The sequence below is a fragment of the Bradyrhizobium sp. JR4.1 genome, from assembly GCF_040548605.1.
GTDB lineage: Bacteria > Pseudomonadota > Alphaproteobacteria > Rhizobiales > Xanthobacteraceae > Bradyrhizobium > Bradyrhizobium canariense.
The window spans coordinates 1-19,168 of the sequence record NZ_JBEPRY010000013.1 but is presented as its reverse complement, the minus strand read 5'-3'; the positions used below and the strand labels follow the sequence as shown (position 1 = coordinate 19,168).

Annotated in this window: 16 protein-coding genes and 2 pseudogenes; 8 read left to right on the top strand and 10 right to left on the bottom strand. The window is 63.8% G+C overall.

Annotated features, from left to right (window positions below; genetic code table 11):
- Nucleotides 1–114: 114 nt before the first annotated feature.
- Nucleotides 115–1,488: a carbohydrate porin gene (locus tag ABIB90_RS23715; protein WP_354201456.1), complete on the top strand. Its 1,374-nt coding sequence runs from the start codon at nucleotides 115–117 to the stop codon at nucleotides 1,486–1,488.
- Between the two features lie 116 nt (nucleotides 1,489–1,604).
- Here the strand turns inward: ABIB90_RS23715 and ABIB90_RS23710 are convergent.
- The 4 genes and pseudogenes from ABIB90_RS23710 to ABIB90_RS23695 form a co-directional block, all read right to left on the bottom strand.
- Nucleotides 1,605–1,982 (bottom strand): annotated as a pseudogene (locus ABIB90_RS23710) (DUF1003 domain-containing protein); the annotation flags it as partial.
- A gap of 139 nt (nucleotides 1,983–2,121) precedes the next feature.
- Entirely contained in the window at nucleotides 2,122–2,565 is a 444-nt protein-coding gene (locus ABIB90_RS23705) for a low affinity iron permease family protein (protein WP_354201455.1), read from the bottom strand.
- Between the two features lie 125 nt (nucleotides 2,566–2,690).
- Complete coding sequence (locus ABIB90_RS23700) at nucleotides 2,691–4,349, bottom strand: DUF6538 domain-containing protein (RefSeq protein ID WP_354201454.1); 1,659 nt, start codon at nucleotides 4,347–4,349, stop codon at nucleotides 2,691–2,693.
- A gap of 158 nt (nucleotides 4,350–4,507) precedes the next feature.
- Nucleotides 4,508–5,419, bottom strand: coding sequence for a LysR family transcriptional regulator (locus ABIB90_RS23695; RefSeq protein ID WP_007598929.1), 912 nt, complete (start codon nucleotides 5,417–5,419; stop codon nucleotides 4,508–4,510).
- A 113-nt stretch (nucleotides 5,420–5,532) separates the two neighbouring features.
- On the opposite strand from ABIB90_RS23695, the gene ABIB90_RS23690 reads away from it, so the two are divergent.
- The 3 genes from ABIB90_RS23690 to ABIB90_RS23680 all read left to right on the top strand — a co-directional run bounded on the left by ABIB90_RS23690 (nucleotide 5,533) and on the right by ABIB90_RS23680 (nucleotide 9,290).
- On the top strand, nucleotides 5,533–7,173 hold the full coding sequence (locus tag ABIB90_RS23690; RefSeq protein WP_035995374.1) for an FAD-dependent oxidoreductase: 1,641 nt from the start codon (nucleotides 5,533–5,535) through the stop codon (nucleotides 7,171–7,173).
- A gap of 94 nt (nucleotides 7,174–7,267) precedes the next feature.
- The gene (locus ABIB90_RS23685; RefSeq protein WP_007598933.1) at nucleotides 7,268–8,248 is read left to right on the top strand and encodes a Bug family tripartite tricarboxylate transporter substrate binding protein; all 981 of its coding nucleotides are present in this window, start codon (nucleotides 7,268–7,270) and stop codon (nucleotides 8,246–8,248) included.
- 181 nt (nucleotides 8,249–8,429) lie between these two features.
- The gene (locus ABIB90_RS23680) at nucleotides 8,430–9,290 is read left to right on the top strand and encodes a DMT family transporter (protein WP_354201453.1); all 861 of its coding nucleotides are present in this window, start codon (nucleotides 8,430–8,432) and stop codon (nucleotides 9,288–9,290) included.
- Between the two features lie 18 nt (nucleotides 9,291–9,308).
- On the opposite strand, the gene ABIB90_RS23675 is transcribed toward ABIB90_RS23680, so the two are convergent.
- Nucleotides 9,309–10,244: a LysR family transcriptional regulator gene (locus tag ABIB90_RS23675; protein ID WP_354201452.1), complete on the bottom strand. Its 936-nt coding sequence runs from the start codon at nucleotides 10,242–10,244 to the stop codon at nucleotides 9,309–9,311.
- Nucleotides 10,245–10,336: 92 nt separating this feature from the next.
- Between ABIB90_RS23675 and ABIB90_RS23670 the strand changes: the two genes are divergently transcribed.
- Complete coding sequence (locus ABIB90_RS23670) at nucleotides 10,337–11,191, top strand: NAD(P)H-dependent oxidoreductase (RefSeq protein WP_354201451.1); 855 nt, start codon at nucleotides 10,337–10,339, stop codon at nucleotides 11,189–11,191.
- 20 nt (nucleotides 11,192–11,211) lie between these two features.
- On the opposite strand, the gene ABIB90_RS23665 is transcribed toward ABIB90_RS23670, so the two are convergent.
- On the bottom strand, nucleotides 11,212–12,420 hold the full coding sequence (locus ABIB90_RS23665; RefSeq protein WP_007598940.1) for an EAL domain-containing response regulator: 1,209 nt from the start codon (nucleotides 12,418–12,420) through the stop codon (nucleotides 11,212–11,214).
- Between the two features lie 545 nt (nucleotides 12,421–12,965).
- Nucleotides 12,966–14,129 carry a hypothetical protein gene (locus ABIB90_RS23660; protein ID WP_354201450.1) on the bottom strand — a complete coding sequence of 388 codons (1,164 nt, stop codon included), beginning with the start codon at nucleotides 14,127–14,129 and terminating at the stop codon, nucleotides 12,966–12,968.
- Between the two features lie 340 nt (nucleotides 14,130–14,469).
- Here ABIB90_RS23660 and ABIB90_RS23655 point away from each other — a divergent pair, with 340 nt between their 5' ends.
- Nucleotides 14,470–15,081, top strand: a complete 612-nt coding sequence (locus ABIB90_RS23655; protein ID WP_007598945.1) for a LuxR C-terminal-related transcriptional regulator — start codon at nucleotides 14,470–14,472, stop codon at nucleotides 15,079–15,081.
- An 83-nt stretch (nucleotides 15,082–15,164) separates the two neighbouring features.
- Here the strand turns inward: ABIB90_RS23655 and ABIB90_RS23650 are convergent, their stop codons facing one another.
- The 3 genes from ABIB90_RS23650 to ABIB90_RS23640 all read right to left on the bottom strand — a co-directional run bounded on the left by ABIB90_RS23650 (nucleotide 15,165) and on the right by ABIB90_RS23640 (nucleotide 16,769).
- Entirely contained in the window at nucleotides 15,165–15,413 is a 249-nt protein-coding gene (locus ABIB90_RS23650) for a hypothetical protein (RefSeq protein WP_007598946.1), read from the bottom strand.
- Nucleotides 15,414–15,536: 123 nt separating this feature from the next.
- Nucleotides 15,537–15,914: an Hpt domain-containing protein gene (locus tag ABIB90_RS23645; RefSeq protein ID WP_354201555.1), complete on the bottom strand. Its 378-nt coding sequence runs from the start codon at nucleotides 15,912–15,914 to the stop codon at nucleotides 15,537–15,539.
- A 156-nt stretch (nucleotides 15,915–16,070) separates the two neighbouring features.
- Complete coding sequence (locus ABIB90_RS23640; RefSeq protein ID WP_219681736.1) at nucleotides 16,071–16,769, bottom strand: Crp/Fnr family transcriptional regulator; 699 nt, start codon at nucleotides 16,767–16,769, stop codon at nucleotides 16,071–16,073.
- 679 nt (nucleotides 16,770–17,448) lie between these two features.
- Here ABIB90_RS23640 and ABIB90_RS23635 point away from each other — a divergent pair.
- Both ABIB90_RS23635 and ABIB90_RS23630 read left to right on the top strand, forming a co-directional pair.
- Nucleotides 17,449–17,930, top strand: a pseudogene (locus tag ABIB90_RS23635) (response regulator).
- Between the two features lie 424 nt (nucleotides 17,931–18,354).
- Nucleotides 18,355–19,168: Hpt domain-containing protein (locus ABIB90_RS23630; RefSeq protein ID WP_354201449.1), on the top strand; the 814-nt coding region annotated here is incomplete at its 3' end.

Sequence of the window (19,168 nt, the reverse complement as noted above, 5' to 3'; positions counted from 1 at the left end):
ACCTTTGGTAGCTGCCGCACGGTGGACTTGCCTTGCAACATCGGGCAAGTCGTAACGCTATCTTCGAGATCAGGAACTCGCATGTCGAGACCCCAGCGAGTCTATAGACAGGTCATGCTTTCGATGTCGGTCCTTTTGCTCCTGGCAGCCGGCGCCGCCGCCCAGGAGGATAAGAAGACCGACGACGACAAGCCTGCCGATCCGGATACGGGTGAGAGCACGGTGGAGGAAAAGACGCTCGGCCTTCTGCCCAATCCGCTGCAGAAGTACGGCGTGAAGTTCGCAGCCACGTACATCGGCGAGGCGTTGGGTAACGCTTCCGGCGGGCTGAAGCAGGGCGCTATCTACGAAGGCCGCCTCAACCTTGCGGTGGATGTCGATCTGCAGAAACTCGTTGGCATCGACAAGCTCACTTTTCACGCCAACATGTTCCAGATCCACGGCGACGGCCTGTCCCGGAGCAATCTCCAGAACTTTCTCGTCGTCAGCGGAATCGAGGCTCTACCCTCGACGCGTATCTACGAAGCGTATTTCGAGAAGCAGTGGGGCGCAAAGAGGATCTCGCTGAAAGTGGGGCAGCTCGCCGCCGACAGCGAATTCTTCAACACCAAATATACAGACGTGTTCACCAACGCCTCAATGGGTTGGCCCGCGATCACGTCGCTCAATCTTCCCAGCGGCGGACCTTCGCCACCTTTGGCAGCTATGGGCGCAAGGCTACTGGTCAACGTGACCGACCAGCTCTCCGTTCTGGGTGGGATCTTCGACGGCGACCAAGCAGGACCCGGACCGGGCGATCCGCAGGAGCGCAATCGCTACGGCGTCAATTTTCGCGTCAACGATCCGCCGTTGTTACTGGGTCAGATCCAGTACGCCTGGAACAACAAGAAGGGTGATCCTAACCTGACCGGCCAGATCAAGTTCGGCGGCTGGCGGCACTTCGGGTCTTTCGCCGATCAACAGCTCGCGACGAACGGCAGCTCGCTCGCCGCTCCCAGTAGCAGCGGCGAACCGCTGTTGCTCGCAGGAGACATCGGTGGTTGGGCCGTCTTCGAGCAACAGATCTACCGCGTGCCTCACAGTGACGATCGCGGGATCGGTGTGTTCGCAAGGGCCGCTGGCGCGCCCGCTGATCGCAACCTGATCGATCTCTACGCTGATGCCGGCGTCGAGTTCATCGGGCTTCGTGACGACCGGCGCGATGACAAGTTCGGGATCGCCGCGGGCTATGCCCATGTGTCCAAACGGGCGCAGGCGCTCGACGCCGACTACCGCACGTTGGTGAACCCAAATTGGCCAGTGCGAAGCTTCGAAGGTTTGTTGACGGCTGTCTACCAGTACCAGATCAAGGAGGGCTGGTCGTTGCAGCCAAACTTCCAATACATCATCCACCCGGGCGGCGGTGCCACGGGGCCGGCGACGTCATCCGCCGGAAAGGTCCTCAAAAACGCCTCGGTGTTCGGGCTCCGGACTACACTCAAATTCTAGCACCGTGCGCATCGCACCGACTCTGTTCGAGGAAGTTGAGGCTTAGCTCGTGTAGATGACGACCGCGCAAGTGGCATCAGGGCGACCGGCATGTCGGCTTACTTGGGGCCAACCTCTCATTGAGCCTTTTCGGCCTCTTCGCCCTCGCGCAAGCCTCGGGCAATTTGATCAACAGACGTCTCCTGCGCCAATTCGTCTTGTTGGCAGTCCTCGTCATCGACATTCAGCCGCCTGGCAAGCTTCTGCAATATTCTCAAGGACCGCGTCGCCTCTCGTTCGGAGAGGAGATTAATCTGAAGTTCTAGTCGATCTCGCTTCTCCAAAATGCGGTCAGTCGCATTTTGACGAATGAGGACGCAGGAGGTGAGAAGTACCGCCTCCAGCGCGAGGAATGTCCCAAGCAGCGGGAACGGGAACGGATCAAACGCGCGATCGGGGAATATCCCGCAGAAGGCAATCCAGCACACCACCGCCGCGCATTGCAGCACAACGAACTGCGGAGTGCCCGCGAACGTCCGATGGCATGAAAAACACGATGATGAAGAGCGATCCTTTCCTCATCCTGCTTTTCAAGCCGCAGGATGGCGTCGATATTCTCTAACGGTTTTTTCGATGAGTCCTGCGCTGACATCGTCAGGTGGCGATCTGCTCGGCCGCTCGCCGCGCTGACTGTCGGGTCCGGTCGAGTGTCTCATCTCCGGCTTTATCGGCTCGGGCACGCGCTTCACATTTCGAGCGAAGCTCCTCAATCTCATCGCCGGTGAGGTGTTCGATCCCGACGAGGCTATTGCGCGCCGCGCTTACGCGAATGAGTTCGTCCAGCTTTACCTGAATGGCCGCGCTGTCACGGTTTTGCGAATTCTGAATCAAAAATACCATAAGGAATGTTACGATTGTGGTCCCCGTGTTGATGACCAACTGCCAAGTGTCCGAGAACTGGAAGAGCGGGCCGCTGATGCCCCATACGACCACCACACCCGCAGCTAACAGGAAGGTCGAGGCGCGCCCAGCCGCAAGCGAAGTCTTGTTAGCCAAATCACCGAAGAATTTTGAGATCCGGGATGGTTCGTTTTTCATGATTCAGCCTCTGCCACGAACCACAATATTGTGTCGGGGCAAAAGTTCCGCGGCCCGGAACCACGGTCTGCGGCCTATCCCTTGTCACGCTTCTTAACCTCCATCGCCTCGCCAGGGTTTGAGGCCTAATTCGCGCGTGCTGCCTTGCGCTCTTCGTTCGCGACCTTTGCCGCAGCGACTTCGGCGTTGGTCCGGCGCCGGCGCTTGTGAGCGACGGGCGACCGACCCAAGGCTTCGATCTCGAAGCGTGGGTAGCGTTCGATCTCGTTGAACATCGTCTTGACCCAAGGGTCGCCGTATTCGATCCCGGCGTTGGCATCCTTGGCGCGGTGGCCGGTGATGAATGCTTCGACCTCGCGGTCCATCTTGACGTGCCGCGCCACGCTCTTGAACAGGTGGCGCCAGGCGTGATTGGGTTTAACGCCTTTCGGAATTCCAAGACCATGCACCCACTCGCCGATCCGCTCGGCGACCTTCTTGAATTGCGGATTGCCCGGCTTGCCGCCGCGGCTGCGGTCCGGGTCGTAGAACAGCGGCTTGCCGAGCTTCCTGCGTTGCTCGACGTATTCCAGGAAGCCCCCCGGCTGTTCGAGGATGTGGGTATGGATCGGAACGACGCGCCACTGCTCGGTCTTCTCGAGCGACGGCTTGATCACCATGCACCGGATGCCGTCGGCATGTTCCGTGATGTCGTGGGGATGGAGGCTGGTCACCTCGTTCACGCGGGCGCCGCTGTAGGCGCAGAGCCACGGCAGCCAGCGCCGGGCGGCCTTCATCTCCGGCGAGGTCAGATGGCTCGGCGTCGCCAGCGTGGCCGTCAGGATGATCCGGGCTTCGTCCTCGTTGAAACCCTTCCGGGGAGGCGTCCTGGGTTCGACCTTGTTCTCCTTGGTGGCGCTCGGATCGTCCTTTCGGACCTTGATCCCCGCGAAAGGATTCACGTCCAGTCTGGTCTGTTCGACGAAGTAGCCGGCCGTCGCCTTGATGGCGGCGATCCACACGTCCTTGATCGACTTTTGCGGATATCTCTTCCTGAGACTGTTGATCCAGCGGTAGGCATCCGTGGTCTTCATTCTCGTCAGGTCGCGGTGTCCGACGAAGTCGCAGAACGCTCGGATGACGGGACGCCAGCGTTTGGCCGTCGGTCCGAACCGTCCTCCCTTCAAACCGCCGTTGCAGGCGTAATCCTCGAAGGCGTCGATGAAATCGAGCACGGGCGTGGTGCGGGGCGGTACCTTGCTCAGGTCCGCCACCTTCTCGTACTCGCCTAGGCGAGCGTGCTCGACGTCCCGGGCGGCTTCCTTCCTGGCCCTGACCAGGAGCGGAACCAGGCGCTCGACGTTCTCGGAAGTGGCGTCGTAGCCGGCGCCCTGCAGCAGATCCCAGGCGTCGAGCCGCAGCGCCTCGTCGTCCGCCGCGGCCAGACGCGCCCGGGCGAAGCCGGTCGGGGGATCCAGGCTCCAGTGCTCGCGGATCCTGGCGTGTTCCTCGGCGCGCAAGGCGTGCAGGTCCTGGTGGGTGAGCACGTGCGGCTTGCGCGCCGCCGGCTTGGCCCGGACCGGTCCCCGACGGGGTTCGGCGCGGAGGCGGGCCCAGTCGGCCTCGATCTCGGCGTTCAGGGCTCCGATCTTGATCGCCGCCTGCCGCGGATCCTTGGTGCCGAGCGAGGCCCAGACCTCGGTCTTGCCGACGAGGTCGCGGAGGTCCTTCGGGACCTTCTTGCGGAGCCAGTAGAAGGCGCTGGTGGGGCGGGTGATGGGTGTCGGCATCTTGAACTGGGGCACGGTGGAGCACCTCGGTGTAGCACCGGCCGCTCTCGAACCCCTGAAACCGAAGGATAAACTTGTAAACAAGGGGTTTTGGACCCGCGTAAAAGGCGAGTCCCTCCCTCTCCGCCAATATCATCCGCCACAATAAAACGGCTTCCAGAAAGCGCGGCAGATCAGTCCGATCTTGCGGGCCCTCGCTCCGCCAGCACCGTCCGCGCCGTCGCCACAAACGCCTGCGCGGCCGGGGACAACGTCCGACCCTGTCGCTGCAGCAGCGACACCGGGCGGGTAATGGCGGGGCGTATCAGCGGCTTTGCGATCAGAGTCGGAAATTGATCTGCCGGCAGCATCGTCGCAGGAAGGATCGCGAGGCCGAGGCCCTGCGCCGTCATGGCGAGCGCGGTGTTGATCAGCGTCACTTCATAGGTTGGGTTGAGGTGCTTGCCCTGGGTGCCCAGCGCCTGATCGATCTGCATGCGAATCCGCGTCTCGCCCCGCATCGCGATCGTCGGCATCTGAGCCAACTCGTCCCATGTCAGCGAGCGCCGTGCCGCGAAGTCGGCGGTGCGGCGGCCGATCGCGCTCAGGCGGCCGCGGGTCAGCGTCTCGATCGTGAGCTCCGCGAATTCTCCCTCGACACTGCCGATCGCGAACTCCGCATCCGTCGCGATCAGACGCGGAACGAGATCGTCGGCGGCGACGTCGCGCATGTCGATTTCGATGTCGGGATAGCCTGCCCGGAATTTTGCGAGCACCGAGGGCAGCAGCGCCGATGCGGTACCGGCTGAGGCGAGAAACGCGACCCGGCCGGCGCGCGCTTGCGCCAGGTCGCGCATGCGCCGCGAGAGGCCCAGCGCATCGCCCAGCATCCGTTCGGCGACATGAACTGCCTCGTCAGCGGCCAGCGTCGGCTGCACCGAACGCGTGGAGCGATCGAACAGTTTGACGCCGAGCTGCGCTTCGAGCTGCTGGATCAACAGGCTCGCCGCCGATTGCGTGATCCCCAGCTCGCGCGCGGCCCGCGTGATGCTGCGCGTGCGGTACACGCCGGTGAAGGCCTGCAATTGCCGCAAGGTGACGTTCATAGGCAAAGCTCATGAATTGATGAGTTCTTTCCGGCTTATCACATAAGCGAGCATGCAATAAAATGCATCCCGTGGACGGTGAAGCCGCGATCGCCAAGGGATTGGAAACGAACATGAGGACACAGGTGCTGGTGGTGGGCGCCGGGCCCATCGGATTGACCGCGGCGATGGATCTGGCTTCCCGTGGGATCGACGTCGTGGTCGCGGAGATCCGCCATGCCGGCGATCCGCCCAGCGTCAAATGCAATCACGTCTCGGCGCGTTCGATGGAGATCTTCCGCCGGCTCGGCGTCGCCGCAAAGCTGCGCGACGCAGGCCTGCCCGCAGATTTCCCGAACGACTGCTCCTACCGGACCACGGCGACCGGCATCGAGCTGTGTCGCATCGACATTCCCTCGCGCGCACGCCGCTACAATGCCACCGGCGGCCCCGATACCTGGTGGCCGACGCCGGAGCCGCCGCACCGGATCAACCAAGTCTATCTCGAGCCGATCCTGTTCAGCCATGCCGCCGCCCAGTCGCGCATCACCATTCTGGCGCGCACGGAAATCACGGACATCGAGCAGAATGACGACCATGTGGTCGCATTGGCGCGCGACCTCGACAGCGGAAGCTCGCTCCGCATCGAGGCTTCCTTTGTGATCGGTTGCGATGGCAGCCGTTCGCTGGTTCGCAAATCGATCGGTGCCAACCTGTCCGGCACGCCGGTGATCCAGCGCGTGCAATCGACCTTCATCGAAGCGCCGCAGCTCAAGGAGCTGATGGGCGCGCACAAGCCGGCCTGGATGGTGCTCTCGCTCAACCCGCGACGTTCAGGCACGACGGTCGCGATCGACGGTCGTGACCGCTGGCTGATCCACAATCACCTGAAGCCAGACGAGCCCGAATTTGATTCGGTCGATCGGGACTGGGCGATCCGCGCCATTCTCGGCGTCGACGAGCGCTTCGAATACCGCGTCCTCAGCAAGGAGGACTGGGTCGGGCGTCGACTTGTCGCCGATCGCTTCCGCGACCGCAGGGTCTTCATCTGCGGCGACGCCGCGCATCTGTGGATGCCGTATGCGGGCTACGGCATGAATGCGGGCATTGCGGACGCCGTCGACCTGTGCTGGCAGGTGGCGGCGCATCTGAACGGGTGGGCGCCGGCTTCGATCCTCGATGCCTACGAGGCGGAGCGTCAGCCCATCACCGAACAGGTGTCGCGCTTTGCCATGGACCATGCGATGAAGATGATGGCGCAGCGTGGCGGCGTCTCCGCGGAGATCGAGGACGACACGCCGCGCGGCCACGCCGCGCGTGCAGCGCTGGCCAAGGCGGCCTACGATCTCAACGTGCAGCAATATTGCTGTGCCGGATTGAACTTCGGCTACTATTACGATGCCTCGCCGATCATTGCCTATGACGGCGAGACGCCGCCGGCCTACGCGATGGGCAGCTTCACGCCCTCCACCGTGCCCGGCGCTCGCGCGCCGCACCTGTTTCTGCGGGACGGACGATCGCTCTACGATGCCTTCGGCGCCGGCTACACTTTGCTGCGGTTCGATCCGGCGATCGATGTGGCGCTATTGAAGTCTGCCGCAGAGCAGCGCGGCATTCCGCTCGCGCTGCTCGACATCGCGCCGGACGAAGCGAACGGCGCGTATGCCGAGAAGCTGGTGCTGGCTCGGCCCGATCAGCACATCGCCTGGCGCGGGCAGGCCGCGCCCGCGGACCCACAAGGCTTGCTGACGCGCATCATTGGCGCTTCGGCGTAAGGCGATTTGAAGCCGACGGTCTCGCGGCGAAGTCCGCCGGGAGGTGGTTCACCAAGGCGTGGTTCACAAACAAGAACGTACCGGGGAGGGAAACGTGTTTCACGTTGCAAGCCGCCGCATTTTGGCCGTGCTGACGGCCGCGAGTTTCGCCGTGCTGCCGCTGGAGGCGGGCCGAGCGGCCTATCCCGAGCAATTGATCAAGATCATCGTGACCTTTCCGCCCGGCGGCAGCGCCGATACCGTCATCCGCGCGCTCGAACCGCTGGTCACCGCCGAGCTCAAGCAGGGTCTCGTGATCGAGAACCGCGCGGGTGCTGGAGGCAACATCGGCATGGCTGCCGTGGCACAGGCCAAGCCTGATGGCTATACGCTCGGCGTCGCGCCGGCAGGCAGCCTGACGGTCAATCCGCACCTCAATTCGTCGATGCCGTTCGATCCGAAGGATCTTGCGCCGATCACCCTGCTCGCGAAAATCCCCTTCGTGCTCGTCGCCTCGGCGGACGTGCCGGCGCACACGACGGCGGAGGCGATCGCGCTTGCCAAGGCCAAGCCGGGCGCGTTGTCGATCGGGCATGGCGGCAATTCGACGGCCATGCACTTGACCGCAGCACTGTTCACGCAGAAGACCGGGATCGCCATGGAGCTGGTCCCCTATCGCGGGACCGCACCGGCGACGGTCGACGTTCTCGCAGGCCATGTCCCCTTCGCGGTACTGGATATCCCCGCATCGAGGCAACTGATCCTCGAAGGCAAGCTCAACGCCATCGGTGTGTCGTCTGCGCAGCGTCTGTCGTCCTTGCCCGATGTGCCGACACTCGCCGAGAGCGGTATTGCGGGTTTCGAATCCGTCGGCTGGTTCGGGCTGGTTGCTCCGGCCGGCACGCCAGCCGATATCGTCGGCCGGTTGAACGAAGCTTTCGGAAAAGCCCTGAAGGATCCGTCGGTGGTCGAGAAGATCCGGACGCTTGGCGCAGAGCCTGCACCGACCTCGCCCGAGCAGTTCAGCCGTTTCATCCAAAGCGAAAGTGCGAAATGGGGCAAGCTAATCAGTGAAGCGGGCATCAAGGCGAATTAAGTGTCGCCCAGTCGGACGATTCCGGCCCCGTGTAAGTCATTGATCTTGCAGTCCCCGGCTACTGTGCATGGGGTTGTTTTCGCGCTTTTTGTTGTTGGGCCTTGGAAGGCTTACAGGTAATCGTCACGCCACCCCGGCTGGCACCTCCAGATCGGACCACCACCCCACACACGAGACAGACATGCACTCTTCCGCCACCGGCTGGAGCAACGGGCTTCTTGGCGTCATCATCTTCAGCGGCTCGCTGCCGGCGACGCGGGTGGCGGTCGGCGGGTTCTCCGCGCTGTTCCTGACCTCGGTGCGCGCGGTCATCGCGGCGCTGATCGGCGTGGCCGTGCTAGGCCTGCTCCGTCAGGCGCGGCCGCAGCGCAAGGATCTCGTCTCGCTCGCCATCGTCGCCATCGGCGTCGTGGTCGGTTTTCCCTTGCTGACGGCGCTTGCGCTCCAGCACATCACCTCGGCGCATTCGATCGTCTTCATCGGGCTCTTGCCGCTGTCGACCGCGATCTTCGGCGTGCTGCGCGGCGGCGAGCGGCCGCAGCCGATGTTCTGGCTGCTCGCGGTTCTGGGCAGCGCCACTGTCGCGGGCTTTGCGCTGTCCAACGACGGCACCGCATCGCTCGCCGGCGATCTCCTGATGGTCGCGGCGATCGTGCTGTGCGGGCTCGGCTATGCCGAAGGCGCCGCGCTGTCGCGCCGGCTCGGCGGCTGGCAGGTGATCTCCTGGGCGCTGCTGCTGTCGCTGCCGCTGATGCTGCCCGTCGCGATTCTAACCTGGCCCTCGACATGGAGCGGCATCAGCGTGCCCGCCTGGATCGGGCTCGCCTACGTCTCGGTCTTCAGCATGTTCGTCGGCTTCATCTTCTGGTATCGCGGGCTCGCGATCGGCGGCATCGCCCGTGTCGGCCAGTTGCAGCAGCTCCAGCCGTTCTTTGGCCTCGCGCTTGCAGGCCTCCTTCTGCACGAACCGGTTGCGTGGAGCATGATCGTCGCGACCGCGCTGGTGGTCGCCTGCGTCTTCTTCGCGCGGCGGTTTGCCTGAGGCCGGATTGACGCGGCCTTAGTTCTTGCCCGGTTGCGCCTTTTCAATCCCCGGCAGCCGCGCGATCCGCTCGGCGAGAAAATCGACCAGCAGCCGTACCCGCGCGATGCCGGACCGCTCCGGGACGATCAGCATGTTGAGCGGAACGGAAGGCGGCGCGTAGTCTTGAAGCACGCGCTCGAGTTGGCCGGATGCAAGAAGGTCGTCGACGAGCCAAAGATGGGCCGGCGCAATGCCACGACCGGCCGCGAGCGCCTCGCGTGCGGCCAGCCCGTGATCCACCCGCAGCCGCCCTGCGAACGGGACCACATGGCGGCCGCCGCGGCGCCCGTGCAGCACGAGCACGTCGCTGCCGGCGATGTTCGACATCCTGACACCCTCGTGGCCGGCGAGATCCTGCGGCCGCGTGGGCCTGCCGCGCGAAGCCAGATAGTCCGGTGCGGCCACAAGCACCCGCCGCGACTGGCCAAGCAGCCTGAGCTTCATCGAGCTGTCGGTGAGTGGCCCCAGACGCAGGGCAATATCGACACCTTCCCGCACAAGGTCGATCCGCTCGTCGGTCAGGCTGAGATCAACCGCCACGTCCGGATAGCGGTCCTGGAACGCGAACAGCAAGCGACTGACGTGGAGCACGCCGAAGGCCGCGGTGCAGGAGACGCGCACCGTTCCGGCAGGCGCGCCGCGCGTGCTGCGCGCCTCGTCGCCCGCCAGTTCGACCAGGCGCAGGATCTGCACGCAGTCCGCGTAGTAGCGGCGCCCCTCCTCCGTCATCGTCACGCTGCGTGTGGTCCGCGTGAGCAGCGGCACGCCGACGGCCTGCTCCAGTTCCCGAAGATGCCGCGTCACTGTCGACTGGCCGAGGCCAAGCTCGCGCGCGACCGCGGACAGGCTTCCGCGCTCGGCGACCCGCACGAAGCTGCGCATGCGTTCGAGCGTAATGTCCGATCTATCCATATTTCGGCAGGATCCTATCCATTGGCGACAACTACCGGATTGCAGTCGGAGGCGCTACCTGCTGCTCGCAATCGTCAACCAAGGTGCTGATCATGAAAGTGTTGATCGTCTTCGCTCATCCCGAACCGCGCTCCCTCAATGGCTCGCTCCGCGATATCGCCGTCAGAGAACTCGAGGCCCAGGGACACGAGGTGCGGATGTCAGACCTTTACGCCCATGGCTGGACATCCGAGGTAGGCCGCGCCGACTTTCCGCTGCTGCCGCAGGACGCGCGGCTGGCGCCGGCCGCCGCCTCCAAGCAGGCGTTCGAGTCGGGCACGCTCACCGCGGACGTCAAGGCCGAGATCGAGAAGCTGCTGTGGGCGGACGTCCTGATCCTGCAATTCCCGCTGTGGTGGTTCAGCATGCCGGCCATCCTCAAGGGCTGGGTCGACCGCGTGTTCGCCTACGGTTTCGCGTATGGCGTCGGCGAGCACAGCGACAAGCGGTGGGGCGACCGTTACGGCGAAGGCAGGCTAGCGGGCAAACGCGCGATGCTGATCGTGACGGCCGGCGGCTGGCAGGAGCATTATGCGGCGCGCGGGATCAACGGGCCGATCGACGACCTGCTGTTCCCGATCAATCACGGCGTCCTCTATTATCCCGGATATGACGTGCTTCCGCCGTTCGTTGTCTACAAGGCCGACAAACTGGACGAAGCCGGTTTCCAGGCGACTGCCGAACGTTTGCGCGAGAGGATGCGAACGCTTGCGACGACATCGCCGATTCCTTACCGACGCCAGAATGGCGGCGATTACCTGATTCCGAGCATGCAGCTCCGCGCAGGACTTGAGCATTCCGGCGCGACCGGATTCGCGCTTCACGTCGAGCAGGCCGAGGCACGCAGCCCGAATGGTGAGGCGAGCTCCATGCGATCGACGGCGGATGGTTGCGCGACAACAGCGTAATCCGCCGCCCACGCACGGAATCACCCCATCACCGTCCGCGTCAGCGTGCTCCGCGCAAACTTCTTCAGCGGCATCGGCTTGCCGAACAGAAAACCCTGCACGAGGTCGAAGCCGAGCTCGTTGGCGGCGACGAGGTCGGCGCGGCTCTCGACGCCCTCGGCGACGGCGTGCACGCCGTAGCCATGTGAAAGCTCGACGATGTGGCGGCACACCGTGCGCTTGAGGCGATCAGTGCCGCTGCCGGTGACGAAGTGCCGGTCGGCCTTCAGCTTGATGAACGGAATTTTTCCGAGATCCATCAGCGACGGCCAGTTGGCGCCGAGATTGTCGATCGACAGGCCGATATTGTGCAGACGCAGTTCGCGGGCGACCTCGACCAGGAGATCGAGGTCGCGGATCGCCTCCTCGCTGTCGATCTCGATCGTGAGCCCGCCGAACGCCGGATGCGTCGGCATGCGGCGGCAGAGATCGCCCACGGCTTGCGGCTCCTTCAGATAGGACGCCGGCAGATTGATCGCGAGATCGACCGGGCTCTGCTGCTCCAGCAGATAGTGCCAGTCCTGCATGGCGCGCTCGATCACGAATTCGGAGAGGTCGCGCAGATTCGGGTCGTGCTCTTCGGGGATGAAATAGGCCGGCGGCACCACGCCCCAGGTCGGATGCCGCATCCGCACCAACGCCTCTGCGCTATTGCGGATCAGCGTGCGCGCGTCGATCTTGGGCTGGTACCAGAGCTCGAGCCAGCCGGCGTGCAGGGCCTCGCCGACATGCACGGCCGGGCTCGGCGCCGGCTCCTCCGGCAACAGCATCGCGACGCGGTCGCGCAGCGTCTCCGCGGCAAAGGGCGTGGTCAGCGGCGGCAGCATCTTGAGGCCGTATTCCTCGCCGACCTGCTGCACCGCCCTGACGATGATCGACTCGCGGGCGCCCACCGTCAGAACCTTTCCGTCGAAGGCCTCGCGCACCAGCGTCTCCAGAAATTTTCCGGGCTCGATGCCGTCGGCAGCGATGCCGAGCAGGATCAGGTCGGGCAATCCGCTCGTCAGCACGCTCTGCAGCTCCTCGGCGCTGGCGCATTCGGTGGTGACGAAGCCGAGATCCTCCAGAACTTCCGCGAGAAACGCGCGCAGATGGCGCTTGCCGTCGGCCACGCAGGCGCGCGGCTTCATCTTTCGCCGTCCGAAGGTCTTCGGCCTTCGTTCGGCGAGTTCTACAATTTCGTCGTTCATCGCAAGCACTCCCGTTCCGTGCCGGTGTGTTAGCGACGTGAGCAGTTTCAAATATGGAAGGCTTCAGTCGATTGTCGAATTATCTGGGTAACGTTAAAGCACCCATCACGTCTAAAATTGTCTGCGTCTTGTTCGAGAAGTTTTTACGTCTGCCCGCGCATCGGGCGCAGGGTTGCGGCAATCACTGGAGATTCCGCGACGCGCAGTAAGGCTGCATGCACGCGCACTGTCCTGCAATTGGACCAAGCCGCGCGCGCCTCGCCCAATTGAATAATGGCGTGCCTCAATTGCGCGCGATGCGCGCATTTTTCCCGGTTCGCTCGTGACGGTTCTGCGACAATGCGTCGGTGCGCGCTGGCGCCCGTGTGAAGCACATCACAAGCGGATTGCTGCACGTGCGCTATTGCTCTGGGCAGCCGGTGGTGGGCTGTCGAGGATCGCAGCAATGACGTCGCGGCGAATAATGTATTGGTGGTTCAGGTTCGTGCTGTCAGGGCGATTTCTCGATCGCTTCCTGTGCCTGCCGCGCGCGCATTAGCGCGGGATCAGGTTTGGCCGATCAGCTTGCGCAACGCGGCCGCGCCGTCCTCGATCGCATCGCGTCCCTTCCAGGCCAGATAAGACAGCTTTCCACCGAGCGTATCGTGGCTGCGCAGCCGGCGCGAGCCGAGAATGTGGCCGACATTGGAGGGGAAGCGGCTCACCTCGGCGGCCACCAGCGCCGCGATCGCGTCCATCAATTGCTGGAGCCGAATGCCCCATTCGCAATGCTCGATGCCGTCGATCCGCACCTTGAGCGCATATTCGGTGTCGTAGATCTCGGCGAGCAGGTCGCGTGCGATCAGCACCCGGTTGTGCCGGAGCGCGATGCGCAAGGCGAGGCGCCTGTCGTCGAGCTGGTCGAGCACCATGTGAACGACGCAGGCATAGCGCGTGGCGGCGACATCGGCGGCGCTCTTGCTCGCGGCGGCCTTGGTGGCAAGGCGCACCAGTTGCCAGAACGTCTTCAGCCGCCTCGCCACCAGCGTCAGTGCGAACGGCAGCGCCTCGGGATGGGCCTTCTTGAAGGCGTCCAATCGTGCGGTGATCTGATCGACCAGGCCGTCGTCGAATTTCGCGATCTTCTCGGGCAGCTTTTCGTTGAACTTCGGCAGCGCAGCGCCGGCGCGCAGCACGTGCTGCATCTTCTTCACGTCGTCGAAGGCGGTGCGCGACGCCGTATATTGCGCGAGCTTGCCGCGCGCGAACTCGGTGCTCTCCGCTGGGGCGAGGGTGCTCTCGAGAACCTTGACGACCTTGGTCTGGAAGGTCGATGCGATCTTCAGCACTTCCTTCTGGTTGTTGGCGGCGACCTGGTCGTTGATCGCCTTGATGTAGTCGCGCGCCATGGTCGGCAGCAGGTCGCGGCAGATCCATTCCCAGATCGGGGTGAGGGTGTTGCGCGAGATCCGCCCCATATTGGCATGCTCGGGCGCGCCGTCGATCAGGAGCAGCTCGAGCGGCGCAAAGAAATGGCGCGAAGGACTGGTGGCGCGCGCCTGGCTCGATCCGTCCTTGCGAAATTCGGCGCGCAGCCGCGATTGGAGGTCGGACGAGCCCGGCATGTCGATGCCGCACAGCTCAAGCCGTTCGAGCTCGCTGAGCAGGCAGCTGCGCGACAGCGGCGTCAGCTTCTGCAAGAAGTTCGATAGCTGGTCGATCTCGTTCATTGCACGCAATCTTCCGCAACGATTCCAGCAGGCCTATCGGCCCCATGCATGGAGGCATTTGCGCGCTCTCAATTGTGACATAGAGAAGCAAGCCGCCGTTAATATATCCGTAAAATCCGGGGCCTCAGGTAATCGGCGCGGGTCGGATCGTTAAGAAGGCTTCCGTTGACCCGCCTACCATTTGGGCAGGTTCAGCAACCTAAGAATGTTGAGGGACGTTGCTACTCAAGCATAAAGTGTGCCTGTGTCGGGGTTTCGGCACAAAACTGCCAAATTCACCGTAGTCTTACGGAGCAAAAAGTTAACCACAGATCGCGTTGGGTTCCGCTAAACGAGTGACATGGGGTCACAGAATGATACGGCCACTGATTCGCGGCCGTCGGAATGGTACGACAGCAACGCTGCTCCAACTGAAGAGCTCGATGTCGTCCGCCTGAACGCCGCCCGCGCCAAGGCGGCCGACGAAATGGCCGCCGCCATCGCCCGCGAGCTCAACGGTCCCCTCACGGCGCTCCTGCTCTACATGGGCGAGATCAAGCATCACAGCGATCAGCTCGCGCCGGTGACGGGCGACCGTGCCTATTTGCAGCGGGTCGTGGAGAATGCGCTGGTGCAGACCGAGCGGGTTTGTGGCCTCGTCAAACAGCTTGCCGGTTCTCCCACGGCTGGTCTGCCGACCGCGGAGGCCGAACCGAAGCTCACGCGCGCGCCACAGCCGCAGCGGGTGTCGAGCGGCGAGATCCTCGGCCTGTCAGGCCAAAAGCGGCTGACCAAGCGCGAGGGCGAGGTGCTGAGGCTGATCAGCGAGGGATATTCGAACAAGCAGGGTGCGCTTCGGATGCAGATCAGCCCGCGCACCTTCGAGAGCCATCGCGCCGAGGCGATGCGGAAGCTCGGTGCGCGCAACACGGCGGACCTCGTCCGTGCGGCGCTGCTGCATTCGATCGACTGAAGGCTCTTGCCTCGGGCCGCCCGCCAGCGGCGAGGGCCAAGCGTGAGACATCTCTCGAGAAAGACCCGCGGCTCCGATCGTGCTCAGAAATAATCTTCGGCGAAGGGACGCGCGCGCGACGAGGGCCGCAGCGGCTTGAGCTCTTCCTTCGGCACGTTGGGAATGATCGTGATGGTCCAGCGGGGCGGCATGCTCGATTCCTGCTCCAGCACCGAACGCACGAAGCCCGTCACCGTCGCCTCGCCAGCGGCCACCGTCGCCATCCGGCCGTTGAACTGTGCGATGCGGAAGCGACGAACTTCTTTCTGGTCCGCGGTCTCGTAGGTGAACATGGAAACCCTCCTGGTTTCCGGCGACTATCGCTGCCTATGATTAGCCATCTGTGAAAATCCCAAGCCGTAGAAGTACGGCGGGCATGCACGTGTGAGTGGTTACGGCGTTTTCGAGCGCGCGCGTCAGCCCTCCGGCTCCTGCGCGCGCCCGGCGGCATAGGCCACGTCCATCAGTTCCAGGAGGTCGCGAAATCCGGCGTCGCCGAGCCTCTCCGCGGTCTTCTCCAGCCGCAGCGCCAGCATCGCGAGCCTGACATAGCCGAACGTTCCGGCCGCGCTCTTCAGCGAATGCGCTTCGCGCGCGATCCTGCCGTGGTGCTGCGCGAGCGAGAGCGTGCGGAACAATTGCAGGCGCGCACAGGTCTCGCTCCAGAACACGTCGCGCACTTCGCAAGCACCGTCCTCGCCGATCTCGCGCACCAGCGCCTGGTACGCGCCCGGCTCGCGCGCAGGCTCGGCATCAAGCGCTGTCTGCGCAGGCGCGACGGTGACTTCGAACATGGTTTGGCCTGCCTTGATCACGGTTGGTTTGCCGCTGGCCCGTACAGGCGCGCGCGTCACGTCCATGTCTACGGCATCCGGATTTCAGTTCCGGTAGCAGGACAATCCGTGTTTGCGGGCCGGAATTAGCGGCCGGTTTACCACGCCGCGGCACCGTCAGCGTGGGCCGAGCAGCCGGTCATACTGCGCCTTCACGGTGGCGTAGCATTCGCACGCCGTCTGGCGCAGGCCGTCCAGGTTGAGGATCTGGATGTGTCCGCGGCTGTAGTGAATGAAATTCGCCTGCTGCAAGGTATTGGCGACCAGCGACACGCTGTTGCGCCGAGCGCCGATCATCTGCGCCATCGCCTCCTGGGTCAGCAGCAGCCGGTAATCGCCGGAGAGGTCATGGGTGTGCAGCAGGCAGCGCGACAGCCGTGCCTCCACCGGATGGGCGGCGTTGCAGCCCGCGGTCTGCTGCACCTGCGCGTAGACCGCGAGCCCGTGACGCGTGAGCAGCGTCCGCAGGGTGCCGCTCTGGTCGGCCGCGATGCGCAGCCGGTCGAGGTCCATCATCGAGGCGGAGCCGGGAACCAGCACGATGGCCGTGTTCAGCGCGCAGGCATCGCCCATGGTCGAGAGCGTTCCGAGCAGGCTGTCGCGGCCGATCATGGCGACTTGCACGTGCTCGCCCCTGGCGAGCTCCACCACCAACGAGATGACGCCGCGATGAGGAAAGTAGGCGCGCTTGAGCGTTTCGCCGGTCTCGACCAGCACCGCGTCATGCGGCAGATCGCCCGTACGCAGGTGCGGGCGGATCAATTCATAATCGTCTGCCGACAGCGCGGACAGGAAACCGTTGGAGGAACGCACCATCGTTTCCAAAGTAGCCTCCCGTCTCTCGGACCCGCGGGGCCGCAGCACGCGAAACTGCTTGCCGTCCGCGCAAGTTCCATCATCTTCCCGTCGGGATATATAGGCAATTGGGACAAGTTGTCCGACCGGTGATCGCCGCTGCACGTCGCCCTCGCCAAGACAGATTCCCTGACCATTTCCACGATACCGATTTGGGAACCCAGCAGATCCAGATCGTCGACTGGAGCATCCATTCGGAGGGTGGTCGCGGTCATGGTTGATCCGGCGCGTTTCGACGTGATCCCCGCTATGTTCCTGTTCGTCATCCGGTTGTGCGGCAGCAAAACCTTATTATAATGGTTGTGGCGCTCTGCGTATACCCGTTGGGGGCAGACAGGCTGGTGCATTTGCGGCCGAAATGAGAACGGCACGCTGATTCGCTGATGAGCCGGCGGACCGGTCTGCGAGGAGTTGCGCAGGTAAAAGCGGCAAGGGGCCTTCATGAGCTGGAAGCATTGCATCCGCGCTGCCATCGGACGCCGGTCGACCCGTGCACCCTCGTTGGTCGGACGAGTGCCTGCAATTCTCAAACATTGTTTTGAACCTTGGCGCCGCGTGGCCGCAGATTCCGCGTCCATCGTCTTCCTCGCGCCGGCAACGACATTCTCAACAGTTCATTTCTCGAGCAAAGGAGAAAGGCGTGCGCCACGGTTCAATTATTGAATCGCCGAATCGGGAAGCTCAAACGGGGACAGAAAGTCTGCGCCATATTCTCGTCGTCGACGACGACCCGATGGTCTGCATGGCCATCGAGGTCTATCTCCAGCGCAACGATTTTCGGGTGACGATCGCCGAAGGGGGGAAGCCGGACTTCGCGCGCTCGAACACGAGCAGTTCGATCTGATGATCATCGATATTTTCATGCCGCACAAGCGCGGGTTCGAATCGGTCAGGATCTTCCACGAGCGGGCGCCAGCCGTTCCGCTGATCGCGATGTCCGGCTACGCGTTCGCAAATCTGAATTCGCCTGCCCCCGATTTCCTCCGGATGGCGCTGGAGCTCGGTGCGGCGCGCTGTCTGCGCAAGCCGTTCACGCCGCACGCGCTGCTCGCCGCCATCAACGATTGCCTGGCGGAGCACCGTCCCCACGGCGACCTTGCCTCGGCCGCGCGCCTGGGTTAGCGCGGCATCGGCCGCAGTGGACGCGGGTAACGGTCCGTTTACCGCAAATGCGGGTCTTGCGTATCCCGGCAAAGCACCAAGCGAACGTGGCGAGACTGCCGCGGCTTGCAGGCGGCTCGATACAATTCCGCGAAGACCGCGCATATCGTCCTTCACGAGCAGGGCTTTCCCGCGCGCCTGGTCCCGCTGTTATCGGCACGTTCACCTAACGCGTCTCGCGGTTGCGGCGTGGGGCCGGTTTTGCCGAAAAACGCTGTCGCCTGCAGTCGAACGGCAAACTTGTCTTCAATATCCGTATTAGCACGGAGGATGAAATTAACGGGACCGTGAAAGGGGATGTCTAACGATCCAAGGTGGGGACTTCCGTTCATGCCAGCGCGGCTCGGGTGTCGAGGTCCGGATCCAGGTCAGTAAGGCGTAGCTCATGGATGATCTGTTGCGGGAGTTTTTGACGGAAACCAGCGAGAGCCTGGACACCGTGGACAATCAGCTGGTGAAGTTCGAGCAGGAGCCGAACAACGCCAAGATCCTGGATAACATCTTCCGGCTGGTCCACACCATCAAGGGCACGTGCGGCTTCCTCGGATTGCCGCGGCTGGAAGCGCTGGCGCATGCCGGCGAGACGCTGATGGGCAAATTCCGTGACGGCATGCCGGTGACGGGGCAGGCGGTGACGGTGATCCTGTCGTCGATCGACCGCATCAAGGAAATTCTGGCCGGGCTGGAGGCGACCGAAGCCGAGCCCGAGGGTACCGACCGCGATCTCATCGACAAGCTGGAAGCGATGGTTGAGCAGGGCATGGCGGCCATGGCGGCGGGTGCTGCTGCTCCCGTGGCTGAAGCGCCGCCGCTGGTGCCGGAAGCGCCTGTCGCCGTTGAAGCCGCGCCGACCTCCGGCGTGCTGGCCGACCAGACCCTGGAGCGTCCGCTGCGTCCGGGCGAAGTCTCGCTCGACGAGCTCGAGCGCGCCTTCCGCGAGACCGCGATCGAAGTCCCGGTCCCCGTTGCCAAGGCTGAAGTCAAGGCCGAGCCCCAGCCGGCCGCTGAAGCGCCGGTGCCTGTTGCCAAGGAAGTAGCGAAGGAAGCCAAGGCGCCCAAGGAAAAGGCCGCGCCGAAGAAGTCGATCGCCGACGAGGGCGCCGGCGAGGGCGCCAGCATCGCCAACCAGTCGATCCGCGTCAACGTGGATACGCTGGAGCATCTGATGACCATGGTCTCCGAGCTGGTGCTGACCCGCA